The 15,960-nt window shown below is 47.3% G+C and carries 16 protein-coding genes; 11 read left to right on the top strand and 5 right to left on the bottom strand.

From position 1 onward, the window contains the following. The first annotated feature begins 32 nt into the window (after positions 1–32). Genes NE665_RS00705 through NE665_RS00695 form a run of 3 tightly spaced genes read left to right on the top strand, consistent with a single transcriptional unit; the run spans position 33 to position 1,910 of the window. Positions 33–554: a hypothetical protein gene (locus NE665_RS00705; protein ID WP_117441578.1), complete on the top strand. Its 522-nt coding sequence runs from the start codon at positions 33–35 to the stop codon at positions 552–554. Next, positions 529–1,305 carry an HAD-IIA family hydrolase gene (locus tag NE665_RS00700; RefSeq protein ID WP_256302438.1) on the top strand — a complete coding sequence of 259 codons (777 nt, stop codon included), beginning with the start codon at positions 529–531 and terminating at the stop codon, positions 1,303–1,305. Before NE665_RS00705 ends, NE665_RS00700 begins: the two co-directional genes overlap by 26 nt. A 38-nt stretch (positions 1,306–1,343) precedes the next feature. Continuing rightward, entirely contained in the window at positions 1,344–1,910 is a 567-nt protein-coding gene (locus NE665_RS00695; protein WP_117441580.1) for a VTT domain-containing protein, read from the top strand. Here NE665_RS00695 and NE665_RS00690 read toward each other — a convergent pair. Next, positions 1,883–2,530, bottom strand: coding sequence for a gamma-glutamyl-gamma-aminobutyrate hydrolase family protein (locus NE665_RS00690; protein ID WP_117441581.1), 648 nt, complete (start codon positions 2,528–2,530; stop codon positions 1,883–1,885). The two genes, NE665_RS00695 and NE665_RS00690, sit on opposite strands and share 28 nt — an antisense overlap. A 45-nt stretch (positions 2,531–2,575) precedes the next feature. Further along, positions 2,576–3,607 carry a TIGR01212 family radical SAM protein gene (locus NE665_RS00685; RefSeq protein ID WP_347285914.1) on the bottom strand — a complete coding sequence of 344 codons (1,032 nt, stop codon included), beginning with the start codon at positions 3,605–3,607 and terminating at the stop codon, positions 2,576–2,578. A gap of 97 nt (positions 3,608–3,704) precedes the next feature. On the opposite strand from NE665_RS00685, the gene NE665_RS00680 reads away from it, so the two are divergent. The 6 genes from NE665_RS00680 (at position 3,705) to NE665_RS00655 (ending at position 9,276) form a co-directional block, all read left to right on the top strand. Beyond that, complete coding sequence (locus NE665_RS00680; RefSeq protein WP_117441582.1) at positions 3,705–4,388, top strand: SprT family zinc-dependent metalloprotease; 684 nt, start codon at positions 3,705–3,707, stop codon at positions 4,386–4,388. Positions 4,389–4,405: 17 nt separating this feature from the next. Continuing rightward, positions 4,406–5,239, top strand: coding sequence for a DegV family protein (locus NE665_RS00675; protein WP_117441583.1), 834 nt, complete (start codon positions 4,406–4,408; stop codon positions 5,237–5,239). Positions 5,240–5,274: 35 nt separating this feature from the next. After that, positions 5,275–5,679 (top strand): DUF2809 domain-containing protein, encoded by a 405-nt coding sequence (locus NE665_RS00670; RefSeq protein WP_117441584.1) that lies wholly within the window; start codon positions 5,275–5,277, stop codon positions 5,677–5,679. After that, positions 5,672–6,712 carry a M20/M25/M40 family metallo-hydrolase gene (locus NE665_RS00665; protein ID WP_117441585.1) on the top strand — a complete coding sequence of 347 codons (1,041 nt, stop codon included), beginning with the start codon at positions 5,672–5,674 and terminating at the stop codon, positions 6,710–6,712. Before NE665_RS00670 ends, NE665_RS00665 begins: the two co-directional genes overlap by 8 nt. 17 nt (positions 6,713–6,729) lie before the next feature. Then, entirely contained in the window at positions 6,730–7,503 is a 774-nt protein-coding gene (locus NE665_RS00660; protein WP_117441586.1) for a Nif3-like dinuclear metal center hexameric protein, read from the top strand. A 777-nt stretch (positions 7,504–8,280) separates the two neighbouring features. Then, positions 8,281–9,276 (top strand): pyruvate kinase, encoded by a 996-nt coding sequence (locus NE665_RS00655; RefSeq protein ID WP_117441587.1) that lies wholly within the window; start codon positions 8,281–8,283, stop codon positions 9,274–9,276. A gap of 100 nt (positions 9,277–9,376) precedes the next feature. Here NE665_RS00655 and aroF read toward each other — a convergent pair whose 3' ends face one another. The 3 genes from aroF to NE665_RS00640 all read right to left on the bottom strand — a co-directional run bounded on the left by aroF (position 9,377) and on the right by NE665_RS00640 (position 12,887). Beyond that, positions 9,377–10,393, bottom strand: coding sequence for a 3-deoxy-7-phosphoheptulonate synthase (aroF, locus tag NE665_RS00650; RefSeq protein ID WP_117441588.1), 1,017 nt, complete (start codon positions 10,391–10,393; stop codon positions 9,377–9,379). A gap of 19 nt (positions 10,394–10,412) precedes the next feature. Further along, positions 10,413–11,678, bottom strand: coding sequence for a shikimate kinase (locus tag NE665_RS00645; protein ID WP_117441589.1), 1,266 nt, complete (start codon positions 11,676–11,678; stop codon positions 10,413–10,415). A 303-nt stretch (positions 11,679–11,981) separates the two neighbouring features. Then, positions 11,982–12,887, bottom strand: a complete 906-nt coding sequence (locus NE665_RS00640; protein ID WP_117441590.1) for a LysR family transcriptional regulator — start codon at positions 12,885–12,887, stop codon at positions 11,982–11,984. A gap of 161 nt (positions 12,888–13,048) precedes the next feature. Between NE665_RS00640 and NE665_RS00635 the strand changes: the two genes are divergently transcribed. After that, positions 13,049–15,043 carry an FAD-dependent oxidoreductase gene (locus NE665_RS00635; RefSeq protein ID WP_117441591.1) on the top strand — a complete coding sequence of 665 codons (1,995 nt, stop codon included), beginning with the start codon at positions 13,049–13,051 and terminating at the stop codon, positions 15,041–15,043. 38 nt (positions 15,044–15,081) lie between these two features. After that, complete coding sequence (locus tag NE665_RS00630; protein ID WP_117441592.1) at positions 15,082–15,954, top strand: shikimate dehydrogenase; 873 nt, start codon at positions 15,082–15,084, stop codon at positions 15,952–15,954. The last annotated feature ends 6 nt before the right edge of the window (positions 15,955–15,960 follow it).

Raw genomic sequence — 15,960 nt, 5'->3', positions numbered from 1 at the left:
CAAGAGCTTTTTCATGAAAGGACGTGAAGACAATGGAATTTACGATGCGTAAGGACATTGACGAATACAGTATTGAGGAACAGGGACGTTGTGTATTCCGCGCTTCCTATGAAAAGGAAGACGGATTGCTGAGTGTGTATCTGAAAAATATGTACGGTCATGATATTATGGGCTTTTATCAGCTGCGTAAATGGTATTCCCGGTTTCGTCCGTGTATGGATTTCACCGTATACGAGGGAGATGAGCAAATCGGAGAGCTGAAAAAGAGTCGGGATGGCTATGAGCTGATCTATCATGATGTATATTATCGCTTCTATTGTGGGATGCACGCAGGAAGACGTGTGGTGATCTGCTTTGATCGAGATCATCAGATTGCGGAATTTGTGCTGGATGATATCAGTACTCTGCGGTTTAAGAGTACGACACAGCAGGCGCTGCTGTCTTTGCTTTGTATGCTTATGAAAGCCTTTCTCGATCAGGAACAGTTCTCACAGGAGGCTTTTCTTCACCACTACATAGGAGTATACGATGATGCATCCACTGCTGCAGCATAAAACACTGCTTCTGGATCTTGATGGAACAATGTATCGCGGGGATGCAGTGATTCCCAGTGCCCCCTTGTTTATAGACGCCTTACATAAACAGCAGATTCCATATTATTTTCTGACGAACAACGCCATGCGTACACACGCACAGAATCGCAAGAAGATGGAAGCGATGGGCTTTCAAGGATTACAGGACGCACAGTATTTTACGAGTGCGATGGCAGCTGCCGCCTATGTCCGGCATGAAACACAGCTGCAGCGTGTGTTTTACATCGGAGAAGAGGGAATGCGGGAGGCGCTGCTGGAACAGGGCTTTACGCTGTGTGATGAACATGTGGAGGCGGTATTTGCCGGTCTTGATTCCAATGTGACCTATGAAAAGCTGTGTCGGGCCTTTTATCATTTACAGAAGGGTGCGGTGCTGATTGGTACCAATCCGGATCGACGCTTGCCGCATGGAGACTATTTTCGCATCGGAAACGGTGCGATGGTGCATATGCTGGAATATTGCAGTGAGCAGAAGGCATGGATGATCGGAAAGCCACATGAGCCGATGCTGAAGGAAGCGTTGCGCTATGCGCAAATCGCCAAAGAGGATGCTGTTGTAATCGGGGATAATCTGGAAACCGATGTCGCCTTTGGTTTGCGGCATGGCTGTACGACGATTTTTGTGACAAGCGGTGTGCATTCCCGTTTGGATTGCGAACAGCGCTGTCTGCATCCGGATCTGATTATCGATGACCTGCTGGAACTGGTATAAAACAAAATCCTGTACGTATAATGAAATGAGGGGATTTCATGAACGTACAGGACTTTTTTATCGTATGGCAGGATATCGGTCTGATACTGTATTCTGTTTTAAAAGCATTTCTTCCACTTCCTTCTCTGGAGGTCATATTGGTACCGCTGGTGCTGCATGCACCGCAGAAATGGCTGCTGTACTCACTGGAGGGTGCAGTAGGCACCTGCATCGGCGGGGCGATCGGCTATGGCATTGCCCGGATACTGGGTAAAAAAGTGCTGTATAACATCGCCGCAAAAGAAGATGTGGAGCATGGCGAGGAGCTGATGGAGAGCTATGGTCTATTGGCCGTCTTCATTGGTGGCATCACCCCGATTCCGGATTTTCTTCTTGCCTATCTTGCCGGCTTCACCAGCATGCGGCTGTTTCCGTTTCTGCTGTGTGACGGCTTTGCCAGATTGCTGCGCAGTTTATTGGTAACACTGTCTCTGCGCTATCTGGGAACTGTGATGAATGTGGATGCCTTCGGCACCTGGTTTTCTCTGGCCATCATGCTGTGGCTTGTTTGGAAATGGTGGAAGAGCAGGAAAAAAATTCAGGCGCAGACAACATCCAGAAAATAAGGAAGGATCTGATCGTCTTCCATCAGCTCCGGATGCCACTGGACAGCGAGAATGCGGCCATTCTCATGCTCCATGGCTTCTACATAATTCTCCTCACTGAAGGCAGAGGTATAAAAACCCGCTCCCAATCGCCCGGCTACCTGATGATGGTAGCTGTTTACGGTGAAGCTTTGTGGATACAGCTGATGCAATACGCTGCGTGAGCTGCTGTGTACGGTATGCAGCTGCTTTGGTGCGTGGGTCTGTGTATCAATATGCTGCAGAAGTGTCCCGCCGGCATATACATTTAGTGTCTGCATCCCACGGCAGATTCCCAGAATCGGCTTTTCATTGTGTATGAATGCGTCGATTACCTGAAATTCCAGATGATCCATCGGCTGCGCATAGGTTGCGACATGCTCATCGCGTGCCTCCTTCAGATAATAGCTTTGCACATCATAGCCTCCGGGCAGTAAAAGCGCATCGCATACCTGCAGCGCGCTCGCAATTCCCGCCATGCTGCAGATGGGATACAGGCTCCAGCCCAGTGCTTCCACGCGGTCTACATACGGCTTGTTGATAAACCATTTCCAGGCGTTATCGAGCTTTTCAATACGCATAAGGACAGCCAGTACCTTCATTGATCGTCACCTCTTGCACTATTCTATGCGAAAAAAAAGGGAAGGTTACGTATTGTACTTTCCCTGCCAGGTATTGCGCTGCTTCATTTCCTTATCGATGTCATTGAGAATCGTTACCTTTTTCAGTGTCCAAAGCGGGGTGATCAGCGCTTCCTTCACGCCATCTCCCGTCAGCCGCTGGATGATCATTTCTTGTGGAAGCAGCTCCAGCTGGCGAATGACAATGTCGATATATTCCTCTCTGCTCAGCATCGCAAACGGGGCTTGTCTGTATTCCTGAGCCATGCGTGTGCCCTCCATGATATGCAGCATATGTATCTTTACAGCATGCACGGGAAGCTTTGCCACTGCAGCCGCGGTTTCCAGCATCTGCTGTTTGTTTTCGCCAGGCAGTGAATTCATCAGGTGTACAGCGATTTTCAAATCGGTATGCGACAGCCGCTCGACACAATCCAAAAACTGTGCATAAGTATGTCCGCGGTTGATGCGCTGTGCGCTAGCATCGTGAATGCTCTGTAATCCAAGCTCCACCCAGATTTCCTTATCAGCACACAGGGATTGCAGATAGGCAATTTTATCATCCTCCAGACAATCGGCACGTGTGGCGATACTGATCGCTGCGATATCATCGCGCTGTGCAAAGGGGGCAAAGGTAGACTTTAGCACGGGAAGCGGGGCATAGGTATTGGTATATGCCTGAAAATATGCCATCGGGATTCCCGTCGGCCATTTCTTCTGCATCATCTGCATTCCCTGATCAAACTGCCGAAACAGATTGTCATGGATATCTCCCGCATAATCACCGCTGCCAAGGGCACTGCAAAAGGTGCAGCCACCGACGCCGCAGGTGCCATCCCGGTTGGGACAGGAAAAATTCGCATTCAGAGGAACCTTGAACACCTTGCTGTGAAAGCGGTGCTTCAGGTAATAATTCCAGGTATGATAACGCTTGTTGTCATCACTGTATGGAAACGGATTGTTATAGCTCATAATATCACCGTAGGTATTGTAACACAGAATAACACAGACCGTAAAAAACAAATGGAAAATCTGCTCATTTCCTGCACTTTCCGCCATTGTAAAAAATTCCAGAATTCCTTACCAAAAAACTGTTTATTTTTTTAATCAAGTATGAGATAATTAGATGCGCACTAGAGATTGGGGTAGTAGTTAAATGGATGTAAATAAAAAGGTTGTTCAGTGTAGAAAATATCCGATTACCTATACACTGGTTACAAAACAGGTAAAAAATATCAACATGAGGATCTCTTCCAAGGGAGAGGTCGTGGTCAGTGCGAATCCGTTTGTGCCTATGGATAAAATCGACGATTTTGTTTCCAGCAAGGTTTCCTGGATTGTGAAGCATCAGAAATCCATGCAGGAGAGAAGTCAGAAATCCATGATCGACGACAAGCATATCGTATTGTTTGGCAATTCTCTGAAAATCCGCAAGACGACAGGGAAGTACAATCACGTAAGCTATGACAAGGACACTTTGTATGTACAATGCAAAGAGCAGGCAGACCCGGAAAAGGTCATCCGGCAGTTTCTCGATAAGCTGTGCAAGGATGTGTTTCTGGACATCGCCACACTGACATTTCGCTCCTTGAGCGATTACCATCTGGAATTTCCGGACGTAAAAATTCGGGATATGAAAAGCAGATGGGGAAGCTGTACACCGGCCAAGAACTCGATCACACTGAACCGGAAGCTGATTCATTATCCGTTCGAGTTCATCGAATATGTGGTGCTACATGAGTTTGTTCATTTCATTCAGCCGAATCACTCCAAGGCGTTCTACAATATTATAGAGAACTACATGCCGGATTATAAAACGCGCATGGAAATGGTCAACTAGGAAAAGGAAAAAATATTATGGTACATATCATTACAGACACATCTGCACTCTTTACGGTTGCGGAAGGAAATGACATGGATGTTTATGTGATTCCTCTCTGCGTCAGTATCCAGGATGAGCATTACCGGGATTTATGCTTTGACACGTCATCCTTTTTGGAAAAGGTTCGTTCAGGAGGTATTCCGACAACCTCACAGCCGCCGATTGGCGATGTGCTGGCTGCCTATGAGGAGCATGATGATGCGGAAATCCTCAACATCTGTATGGCAGATGGTCTGTCCGGTACGTATCAGACAGCGCTGATGGCGAAGGAACAGGCGCCCAATGCAGATCGCATAACGGTATTGAATTCACAGACGCTGTGCGGACCGCACCGCTACCTGGTAGAAAAGGCGGTGAAGCTTCGCGATGAAGGAAAAAAGGCAGCGGATATTGTCGCAGCCTTAAAGGAAAGCATGGCACACGAGCATTCCTTTCTGATTCCGCAGGATTTCAGCTTCTTAAAGCGCGGCGGGCGTTTAAAGCCAGCAGCAGCGAGTATCGGCGGGCTGTTGAAGCTGAAGCCGGTCATGCATGCGGTGGAGGATGGAAGCCGTCTGGATAAATTTACGATTACACGTACGCTGTCCAAGGCAGCGGATTCCATTATCAGCTACTTCCGTGAGCATGGGGTGGATGCGGCCTATCGTATATCTGTATCTCATGCAGATGCGTTAGCGGATGCGCGCTTCTTTATAGACCGATTGAAAAATGCGTTCCCGGATACGGAGCTGGAGCTGTTAAAGCTATCACCGGCCTTTATCACACAGGGGGGACCGCAGTGTATCGCAGTTCAGTATATTCGCAAATAGAGTGGGAACACTCTATTTTTGTATAGGAGGCCTATATGAGAAAACAGAACAGAAGAAACCGCTGGCTGCTGGCTGGTTTTGTAGGGGTGGTAATAGCGGCAGGACTGTTGTCCAGAAGTACATATTCCTTGCCCAACTGGTTTCGGGAATATGGAGGAGACACGCTGTGGTCGATGATGATGTATGGAATCTTCGCCCTTTTGTTTCCCCATGCCAGAGCGAAAACGCTATTCATCGCTACGCTGCTGTTTTCTTATCTGATTGAATGCTCACAGCTGCTGGACTATGACTGGCTCAATACACTGCGTGCGACACCGCTGCGCTATCTGCTGGGACAGGGCTTTGTATGGAGTGATTTGGTATGCTACAGCATAGGCTGTGTATTGGCGTGCACACTGGATGCGATTACGTTAAAAAGGAGACATGATATTTATGGATAAGGAATTTTTGTATGATATGCTGAGGACACCAAGTGTCAGCGGTCATGAAATTGCATTACAGAAAAAGGTGATTCAACATATGGAATCGGTGGCGGATGAAATTCTGACGGATGCGACTGGTGATGTGATCAGCGTTGTGAATCCGCATGCAGATGCGAAGGTTCTGCTTTGCGGGCATATCGATGAAATCGGCTTTCTGGTCACGCGAATTTGCGAGGATGGGATGCTGAAGGTAACAAAGGCAGGCGGTATCCATCCGGTTTTATATCTGGGTACACATGTACAGGTTGTCTGCGCTTCTCAAATCCTGCCCGGCGTCGTTGTGACAAACAGTACACTGGAAAATAAGGAACAAGTAAAGGCGGATGATTTGTTTATCGATCTGGGCTTTGACAGCAAGGCCGAGTGCGAGCGCTATGTTTCCATCGGTGATCCGGTATGTGCTGCAAGTGATGTTACTGAGCTTGCACAGGGGAAGTTTGCCGGACGTGCATTGGATGATCGTATCGGTGCTTTTATCATTCTGGAGGCATTGAAGAAAGCCAAGCAGAAGCAGGCGGCCTGCGGTATGTATGCGGCGACAACCTGTGGTGAGGAAACGACCATGCGAGGGGCGTATCATGTCGCAACCCGTGTGAAGCCAAGCTGTGCATTGATTGTGGATGTTACCTTTGCGAGTGATTATCCGGGCGTTACTGGTGATGCGAGTGGAACGGTAAAGCTTGGCCAAGGGGCTGTGCTATGCTCCAACAGCATGATCAACAAGCCTTTGAATGCGGCGCTCGCTGCGATTGCCGAGGAATGTCAGCTGGATGTACAGTGGGAGGTGTTTGCCGGAAAGGCCGGAACGGATGGCGATGTGGTCCATTTTACAAACGGCGGCGTACCGGTTGCCCTTATTTCCATCCCGTTGCGCTATATGCACTCCTCCATTGAAACTGCAAGCTATCAGGATTTGGAAACGATCATTGAACTGATCAGCGAATTTCTTGTTCGCTTTGATGACAGCTTTTCATTTGATCCGTTTCAGTAATATTGGGAGGTATGCATATGCGCTGTGCTGAAATATTGAATATCATCGAGGATCGCTGTCCGAAAGCCTATGCGCTGGACTGGGATAATTGCGGGCTTCAGACAGGCTTCTTTGATAAGAACGTAACAACGATTTATATTGCACTAGATGCCACGGATGAAGTGATTGCAGCTGCTGCGGCTGAAAACGCGGATTTGCTGATTACCCACCATCCATTATTATTTAACGGAATCAAGCAGATTCACGATCAGGATTTCATCGGCAGAAGGATTTTAAAGCTGATACAAGCCGACATGTGCTGCTATGCCATGCATACCAATTATGATGTTGCCTGCATGGGAGAGCTTTCTGCACGTTTTCTGCATCTAGAAAACACAAGGGTGCTGGAAGTCACCAGTGAGGATGGAAAGGGAATCGGGCAGTATGGAAGCCTGAATACCGCGATTTCGCTTTTTGAGCTCTGCGAACAGCTCAAGCATACCTTTGAGCTGCAGGGTGTGCAGGTTTATGGTGATATAAGCAGGCAGGTGCAGCGAATCGCGATTTCTCCGGGTGCTGGAAACAGTATGATTCCGTATGCGCTTCACAAGCAGTGCGATGTATTGATTACCGGAGATATTTCCCATCATACCGGACTTGATGCGGTAGCACAGGGCCTTGCTGTGATTGATGCCGGACATTATGGTATTGAACATATCTTTATTCAGGATATGGCGGCATTTCTGTCCGAAAAGCTGAAGGGTGTTAAAATCGTAGCTGCACCGCTGTGTCATCCGTTTACGATTGTGTGAGATATCCCATGGGAATGAAGCGGATGCGCATACATAAGGCTTTCTGTATGGCGGTATGAAATTGAGATATGGATGGATTCTGGACGCAATGCTTTTCTTACCGGATGCTCTGCCCCTCAGGAAGCTCCTCCAGCTGTTCATTCCGATGTATCCTTGCCATTTGCACTGCCTGAAGGTATTTTCTATCAGGATAAAATAAAATATATTGGAAGAGCGATAGGTTGGCTGTGACAGGAAATGGACAGGAAGTGGGTACTGTAGAAAATAGTGTGTCATGCGGAGAATTAAACAAGTATTAGAATTTCATAATAAGTAGAGGCAGGGAAGACAGCTGAAAATTCATAAAGCCATTGCTTTATGAAAAGCAGCGCCTTGTTTCTCTCTAGCTTTGTGTGAATGTAATGATGAAAAGCAGACGGTTCTCATATAGAAATTGTCTGCTTTTCCAGCTGCCTTGGTGTAAATTCTGTCTCTAAAATTCATGGCTCGATTTAGCTAGCGATTGCTGAAAAAGAAAACATCACATAATGGGTGCTTCATCAGATATCTTTCTATATAACGCTAAAAATATTACCAGGTATTTCTCATGTCTACATCTTTTCTCTTGGTACGTATGCGAAACGATGATCTATTGTTTACAGATGGATTTTCTGGATACCACTATTTTTATTTTCTCTACGATTCTGTGGGAAGTAGAAGATGACAAGAAAAAAAGAAATAAAATATCCTTGTAACACGTCGTATCTGCTATAATAAAAAAAAACGAGGTACAGGATAATGAAATCATTGGATATTTATGGAACGCTCGGGCCATCCCTGCATACACAGGATGCCCTGTATGAAATGCTTTGTATGGGAATGAATGGTGTGCGCTTGAATCTTTCCCATGTGGATTTGACAGATTGCGAAGAATGGTTGTACGCATTCCACAAAGCACAGGAGCAGGCAGGCGTACAGGCTAAGCTGCTCATTGATATGAAGGGCCCGGAGCTGCGGATTGGAAGGCTGAAGGAGCCAGTCTTGTTGAAAGAACAGCAGACTGTCGAACTGGGAAAGGAAATTCCGATTCCTGTTGAGCTGCTGGCGCATACAGCTGTACAGCAACAGCTTCTGCTGGATGACGGTCGTATTCTTTTGGAGGTGGAACAGGTCAGGGAAGATGCTTTGCTGTGTACTGTTCTGCATGGAGGTGTGTTGAAATCGGGGAAAAGTCTGGCTCTGGTGAACGGTCACATTGAATTGCCGACACTTACGGAAAGCGATATCCGCAATCTGAAGGCTGCCAGGCAGTATGGCGTTACCGGAATCATGCAGCCCTTTGTAAGAAATGCACAGGATCTGATTACGGTTAGGGAAACTCTGCAAAGCATCGGGAATCCGGATTTGCAGGTCTATGCAAAAATTGAAAACATGGAGGGGGTAGCGCGTCTGGAGGAGCTTTTTCCATACTGCGATCAGATTGTGATTGCCAGAGGAGATCTCGGCAATGCGATGCCCTTATGGGAACTGCCCGCTGTACAGAAGCGGATACAGGATATATGCAGGGCACATTCCATGCCGTATATGGTGGTAACCCAGATGCTGGATTCCATGATGGAGCATCCAGTACCTACAAGAGCTGAGGTTAGTGATATCTTTTATGCGGTTTACCATGGGGCCTCCAGTATTATGCTGACCGGTGAAACGGCAGCCGGCAGGTATCCACAGGAGGCTATGAAATATTTTAGCGAAACGGCAAAATCTGCATTGGTCTGCAGGGAAGAAGTGCTGTAAGCAATCATGAAAAAAAGAATCCCTTTTCCATTTTGGGGTGGGATTCTTTTACGTTTCTTTCCTGCGTTTACAACTGCATGTATACAGGAGGTAATAACGCCTACATGCTGCGTCCGATCACCTCGGCAATTTTTCTTCCCTTGCGAATCACCTCACCGAAGCGCTCCGGCTTCAATGACTGTGCACCATCGCTCCATGCATTTTCCGGATCATTGTGCACCTCGATAATCAGACCGTCTGCACCTGCGGCGATCGCTGCCAGGGAAGCCGATTCCACCAGTCTCCAGTCACCGGTTGCATGACTTGGATCAATGATGATCGGCAGATGCGTTTTCTCCTTGATAATCGGTACTACACTGAGATCCAGCGTATTTCGTGTATAGGTTTCAAAGGTACGGATACCACGCTCACAGAAGATCACGTTTTCATTACCCTCAGACATGATATATTCAGCAGCCATGATCCATTCCTCAATCGTATTGGCAAGTCCGCGCTTTAACAGCACCGGCTTGTTGATGCGCCCGACCGCCTTTAACAGATCGAAGTTCTGCATGTTTCTGGCACCGATCTGAATCAGATCCACGTGCTCGACGAATTCATCGATTTTATCCGCACTCATCAGCTCACTGACGATTGGAAGTCCATAGGTTTCTCTGGCATGCACCATGCAGGCAACACCCTCACTTCCCATGCCCTGAAATGCATACGGACTCGTTCTCGGCTTATACGCACCACCACGCAGCATATCGCCGCCGCAAGCCTTTACCTCCTTCGCAATATCCATAATCTGCGTATCGCCCTCTACGGAGCAGGGGCCGCCGATGACGACGATTTTCTCATTCCCGCCAACCTTGATGCCGGCTACATCCACGATCGTGTCCGCCGGATGAAACAGGCGGTTTGCCTTTTTATAGGGAGCTGCGATTCGCGTGACATTTTCGACAAACGGATGTGCCTTGACCAGCTTTTCATCGATTTTGGAGGTATCACCAACCAGACCGAAGACATTATAATTATCTCCCTGGATCATGGTAACGGATAATCCTTTGTTTTCAAATGTATGAATCAGCTTTTCGACCTCTGTCTTGGGAGCATCTTTTTTTAATGTGATAATCATTGCTTCTTCCTCTTTTCTTCTAGTCGCTGACAGCATCAATCAAAATGCTGTGATAGGCTTCTACGATTTCTGTGACAGTTGATTCGATGTCACTATTGTTTACTGCAACATAGGCTGCATATTTCTGGTACAGCGGCAGACGCTCGGCATGCATTTTCGCAAGGGCATCACTGCTTTTGGACAGCGGACGGTTCGGATCAGAGCTGATCAGCTTATCCACATCGCGGTCAATGAAAATCGTAATTCCGTTTTGCCGCAGGTAATCCATATTTACCTTATGCTTGATCGTACCGCCTCCGGTAGCGATGATTTTATTGTTGAGCTTGCTGACCTCGATTGCCGCCTCGGTTTCAATGGCGCGAAAGCCTGCCTCTCCGCTTTCCTCGAAAATTTCCGGAATGGATTTTCCGGCCTTTTCGATAATGACATCATCCAGGTCGATGAACTCCTTCTGCATACGGTCCTCCAGCATTTTACCGATGGTTGTTTTGCCAGCAGAGGGCATTCCGATCAATACGATATTGCAGCGCTCCCGCAGCATGTCCTGATAGATATCGTCGATGATCTGATCATCGATGCTCTTATCCAGAAAGAACTCCACGGACTGCTTAGCCTGTGCTATCAGCATTTCCAGACCGTTTACACGCTTAATATCCATTTCCTGCGCCTCGAAGCACAATCTTGTCAGAATCGGATTGTAGATCACATCCATGACAGCCTCGCATTTATGAAACATACTGATATCGATCGGTGCGTTGCCGATCCGCGGATACATTCCAATCGGGGAGGTGTTGATGATGATTTCCGCATCCAGATGGCTGGAGAACATTTCATCATAGCTGATAGCACCATTTCCAGGGACTACATCGACGATGACCATACTGCCTGCCTGCTCATGCTGCACAACTGCCTGAATGGCAGCACTGGCTCCGCCGTTTCCGATAATCAATACCTTTTTTCCTTCCATGTGTACATTGTGCTTTTTCACCATGTATAGAAATCCGGTGAAGTCGGTATTGTACCCCTTTAGCCTTCCATTCTCATTGACGATCGTATTGACTGCACCGATTGCCTTGGCATGCTCATCCATTTCATCCAGGTAGGGGATGACATCCTTTTTGTAAGGGATGGTTACATTCAATGCAGTAAACTCCTTTTTCTCCATGAATGTCTTGAATTCCTCTTTGCTCAGCGGAATCAGATCAAAGGTGTAATCCGCAATCCTTTCATGAATATCCTTTGAAAAGCTATGTCCCAGCTTTTCACCAATAAGTCCGTATCTCATCTGTTCTCTTCCTCTCTTTTCTTAATTTTCTATCATAGAAGCTTGCTGTATCCGAGACAGGCTACAAAAAAAGCATCAACGTTTTCTTCGTTCGATGCTTTTTTTATGCCCTGAAACGCTAAAATAACCACGATGATCTCAATGGTTTGTTTCAGGGCTATCTAAAGTAAAAATAATAAGCTGCTGTCTGTATGGATTTGTTCACGGGTATCACTCCTATTGCCATTAGGATACAACACTCTTACGGAAAATGCAAGCACAAATTTTCATATTCTGTGAAAATTTATGAAAATAAATGGAAAATCAATCACTGATGTGCGGATTTTTGATGGAGGTGTGATGTACGATAAAATTGCAAAAGGTGTGTACTGCCGGGGGAAGATAGCGGTTTTTGACAGTCGCAAGATAAATATAGCGCTCATGCGGCGGATTTGTGATGGTCAGCTTTTTTACTGGAAACTGTTCCAGCATGGCGATGTTTGGCACCAGCGCGATTCCATAATTGATGGCTACCAGACCGATGACGGCACTGTCCTCCTCCACCTCACAGATGATGTTGGGCTGAATGCTGACCTTTTCAAACAGGGAATCCAGCAGCGGGCGGATACCGCTTTGGCGATCATAATAGACGAAGGTTTCCTCCTTCAGTCTGGCGAGATCAACGCTGTCATGCACCGCCAGCGGATGATTGCGGGAAACGATGGCAACGACCTCCTCCTGTGCAATGGGCAGAAAATTGATATCCGGCTGATGATCCACATAGGAACAAAAGGCCACATCGTATTTTTCCTCCTTCAGACCCTGCAATATTTCTGTTGTATTGCCCTGTTTCAATGAAAATTTAATATTGCGGTTTTGCGACTGAGCCAGAAAGCTCTGCAGCAGATGGGGGACGTAGTGGCTGCCCAGCGTATAAATAAAAGCAAGATCGATCCAACCGTTTTCCTGTGAGGTGAGATCGCGCAAGCGCCTCTCTCCCAGATCGATTTCCTGCAGGCCCTTATCTATATATTCATAAAAGATACGACCATATTTCGTCAGCTTGATATTGCGCCCCTGCTTTTCAAACAGATAGCAGCCCAAATCCCTTTCCAAAGCGGCGATGGCGTGGGAGAGGGAGGGCTGTGTGATATCCAGCTGATTGGCAGCCTGTGTGTAGTGCTCGGTTTTTGCCAGCACGCGAAAATAGTGCAGATGATTCAGATTCATACGCATACCTCCAGTATTTACCATACGAATAGTATAGCTCATTTATAGATAAAATCTATAGATTTTGTAAAAATTATGAATTGTTTACATGTTACAGAATCTATATAATGTCCTTGTAATGTTTGTGAATAAGATAACATTCACAATTAGGAGGCATAGTAATGGGAAAGTATTCTTCAATCTTTGAGCCGTTGAGTGTCAAGCAGATGACGATTCCAAACCGTATTGTCATGACACCGATGGGAACAAACTTTGGTGAGCAGAACGGTGAGATGAGTTTTCTGCACATCGACTACTACGAACAGCGTGCCATGGGCGGTACCGGACTGATCATCGTGGAAAATGCGTGTGTGGATTATCCATGCGGATCCAATGGAACCACACAGCTGCGCATTGATCATGACAACTACATTCCACGGCTGTATAAGCTGGTGGAGACGATTCATAAACACAACACAAAAATCGCAATTCAGCTGAATCATGCCGGCGCTAGCGCTGTGGAAGAGCGAATTGGTATGCAGCCGGTAAGTGCGAGTGATGTAGCGAATAAGAAAAACGGGGCAGCACCGCGTGCATTGAGCAAAGAGGAGATTCTGCACATCGTGGACTGCTATGCGAAAGCGGCAAAGCGTGCACAGATCATCGGCTTTGATGCTGTTGAAATCCATGCGGGACATTCCTATCTGATCAATCAGTTCTTATCTCCGCTGACCAATAAGCGAACAGATGAATTCGGCGGCAGCTATGAAAACCGCGCCCGTTTTGCAAGACTGATTCTGGAGGCTGTCCGCAAGGAAGTCGGGCCGCAGTTCCCGATTATCGTACGGATCAGTGCAGATGAATTTTTAGAGGGCGGCAATACGCTGGAGGATACCATACAGCTGCTGGAATACTTCCATGCGGAAGCGGACATCATTGATGTATCCTGCGGTCTTGTGGATTCCATTCAGTATCAGATCGATGCGAACTATCTGCCGGATGGATGGCGCTCCTATATGGCAAAAGCGGTAAAGGAAGCCTTTGCGAAGCCGGTCATCACAACCGGAAACATCCGTGACCCTAAGGTTGCACAGGATATTCTGGAGCGCGGAGATGCAGATTTGATCGGTATGGGACGGCAGATGATTGCTGACCCGAACTGGACCAATAAGGTGCATTACGGAAAGGAAGATACGATTCGTAAATGTATTTCCTGCAACATCGGCTGCTCCGGACATCGCATCGGCTTGAACCGTCCGATTCGCTGCAGTGTGAATCCAAGTGTTAACGAGGGGGAGGAGTACCGCAGCTGGAAGGTGAAAAAGCCATGTAATGTCGTGGTCATCGGTGGCGGTACGGCCGGTCTTGAGGCAGCATGTACTGCTGCAGAGGTTGGCTGTACGACCTTCCTGATTGAAAAAGAGGATCATCTGGGTGGATTGAGTGTGGAGATTTCCAAGATTCCGGATAAGAAGCGCCTTCGTGATTTTCCGGATTATCTGATTCATCGTGCAGAAAAGCTGCGCAACCTGATCACCTTTACGTCTACCAAGGCAACCCCTTCCTTTGTGAAGATGCTGAAGCCGGATTTCATCATCAATGCGACCGGCTCTACACCACTGCTTCCGCCCATCAGCGGACTGCGCGAAAACATCGATGCGCCAGGAAGTCAAGTCAATGGCATTTTGGGTATGATCCAGCATATTGATCAGTATCCACAGGATCTCAGCGGCAAAAAGGTTTGCGTTGTCGGCGGCGGTGCGGTAGGATTAGATGTAGTGGAATTCTTCGCAAAACGCGGGGCTGCTGTAAGCATTGTGGAAATGCTTCCGGTTGTCGGAAAGGATCTGGATACCGTTACCAAGGTGGGAACCTACGATATGCTGGAAAAACACAACGTTCAGGTACTGACCTCTACAGCACTGCAGGAAGTGCATCCGGATCACTTTGTTGTAAAACGCAACGAGCAGATGGAAACACTGGATTTCGATTACGGTTTTGTATGCCTGGGTATGCGTGCATATTCTCCGGTTATGGAGGAGCTGAAGCAGACCTTTGCGGACGAGGATGTGGAGCTGTTCAATATCGGTGACAGCGTACGTGCCAGAAGAATCATCGACGGTGTGGCAGAGGGAAGAAACATTCTCAACGCATTGAAACAGAAAGAATTTTTATAGAAAAGAAACGGAACACGTTATATAAGGAGGAACTAACAATGGCTGAAAGAATTAGCGGACACACAGAACTGATCGGATTGATTGCGACACCGATTCGTCATTCAAAATCACCAAAGATGCACAACGAGGCATTTGCGAAGCTGGGACTTGATTATGCTTATCTCGCATTTGAGGTAGGAAACGAAGAGCTGGAGGATGCGGTAAAGGGCTTTAAGGCACTGAAGGTGCGCGGCTACAATGTATCCATGCCAAACAAAACCGTAATCGGACAGTATCTGGATCATTTATCTCCTGCTGCCGAGCTGTGTGGTGCTGTCAATACGGTTGTCAATGACAACGGGGTACTGACCGGACATATTACCGATGGTATCGGATATATGCGTTCCTTAAAGGATGCAGGAATTGAGCCTGCCGGCAAGAAGGTCACCATTGCGGGTGCCGGTGGAGCTGCAACGGCAATCGAAATTCAGATGGCTCTGGATGGGGTTAAGGAAATTTCCATTTTCAACCGCCGTGATGAATTCTGGGAGCGTGCAGAACAAAATGTAAAAAATATCAACGAAAAAACAAGCTGTAAGGCGACGCTGTTTGATCTTGCGGATACGGAAGCATTAAAACGCGAAATCGAAGACAGCTATCTGTTTGCCAATGCGACCGGTGTCGGAATGAAGCCGCTGGAAGGGCAGATGGTCATTCCGGACGCAAGCTTCCTGCGCAAGGATCTGATTGTTACCGATGTTGTCTATATGCCAACGGAAACCGAGCTGCTGCGTGTCGCAAAGGAAGTCGGCTGTAAGACGATGAACGGTCTGGGCATGATGCTGTATCAGGGTGCTGCCGCATTTGAATTGTGGACAGGTAAGGAAATGCCGATTGATTACATGAAAGAAATTCTGGATATCAAATTTTAAATAAAC

The organism is Clostridium sp. DFI.1.208 (genome assembly GCF_024463855.1).
Lineage (GTDB): Bacteria > Bacillota_I > Bacilli_A > Erysipelotrichales > Erysipelotrichaceae > Clostridium_AQ.
Note: the sequence above shows the minus strand (reverse complement) of the source record. Positions and strands in the feature narration are given on the sequence as shown.

Coding starts and splice junctions, on each gene's coding strand:
- NE665_RS00670 (WP_117441584.1), top strand. CDS start 5,275: ATGAGAAAACAGAACAGAAGAAACCGCTGGCTGCTGGCTGGTTTTGTA.
- NE665_RS00640 (WP_117441590.1), bottom strand. CDS start 12,887: ATGAATCTGAATCATCTGCACTATTTTCGCGTGCTGGCAAAAACCGAG.
- NE665_RS00690 (WP_117441581.1), bottom strand. CDS start 2,530: ATGAAGGTACTGGCTGTCCTTATGCGTATTGAAAAGCTCGATAACGCC.
- NE665_RS00685 (WP_347285914.1), bottom strand. CDS start 3,607: ATGGCGGAAAGTGCAGGAAATGAGCAGATTTTCCATTTGTTTTTTACG.
- NE665_RS00700 (WP_256302438.1), top strand. CDS start 529: ATGATGCATCCACTGCTGCAGCATAAAACACTGCTTCTGGATCTTGAT.
- NE665_RS00695 (WP_117441580.1), top strand. CDS start 1,344: ATGAACGTACAGGACTTTTTTATCGTATGGCAGGATATCGGTCTGATA.
- aroF (WP_117441588.1), bottom strand. CDS start 10,393: ATGATTATCACATTAAAAAAAGATGCTCCCAAGACAGAGGTCGAAAAG.
- NE665_RS00675 (WP_117441583.1), top strand. CDS start 4,406: ATGGTACATATCATTACAGACACATCTGCACTCTTTACGGTTGCGGAA.
- NE665_RS00680 (WP_117441582.1), top strand. CDS start 3,705: ATGGATGTAAATAAAAAGGTTGTTCAGTGTAGAAAATATCCGATTACC.
- NE665_RS00630 (WP_117441592.1), top strand. CDS start 15,082: ATGGCTGAAAGAATTAGCGGACACACAGAACTGATCGGATTGATTGCG.
- NE665_RS00645 (WP_117441589.1), bottom strand. CDS start 11,678: ATGAGATACGGACTTATTGGTGAAAAGCTGGGACATAGCTTTTCAAAG.
- NE665_RS00635 (WP_117441591.1), top strand. CDS start 13,049: ATGGGAAAGTATTCTTCAATCTTTGAGCCGTTGAGTGTCAAGCAGATG.
- NE665_RS00660 (WP_117441586.1), top strand. CDS start 6,730: ATGCGCTGTGCTGAAATATTGAATATCATCGAGGATCGCTGTCCGAAA.
- NE665_RS00655 (WP_117441587.1), top strand. CDS start 8,281: ATGAAATCATTGGATATTTATGGAACGCTCGGGCCATCCCTGCATACA.
- NE665_RS00705 (WP_117441578.1), top strand. CDS start 33: ATGGAATTTACGATGCGTAAGGACATTGACGAATACAGTATTGAGGAA.
- NE665_RS00665 (WP_117441585.1), top strand. CDS start 5,672: ATGGATAAGGAATTTTTGTATGATATGCTGAGGACACCAAGTGTCAGC.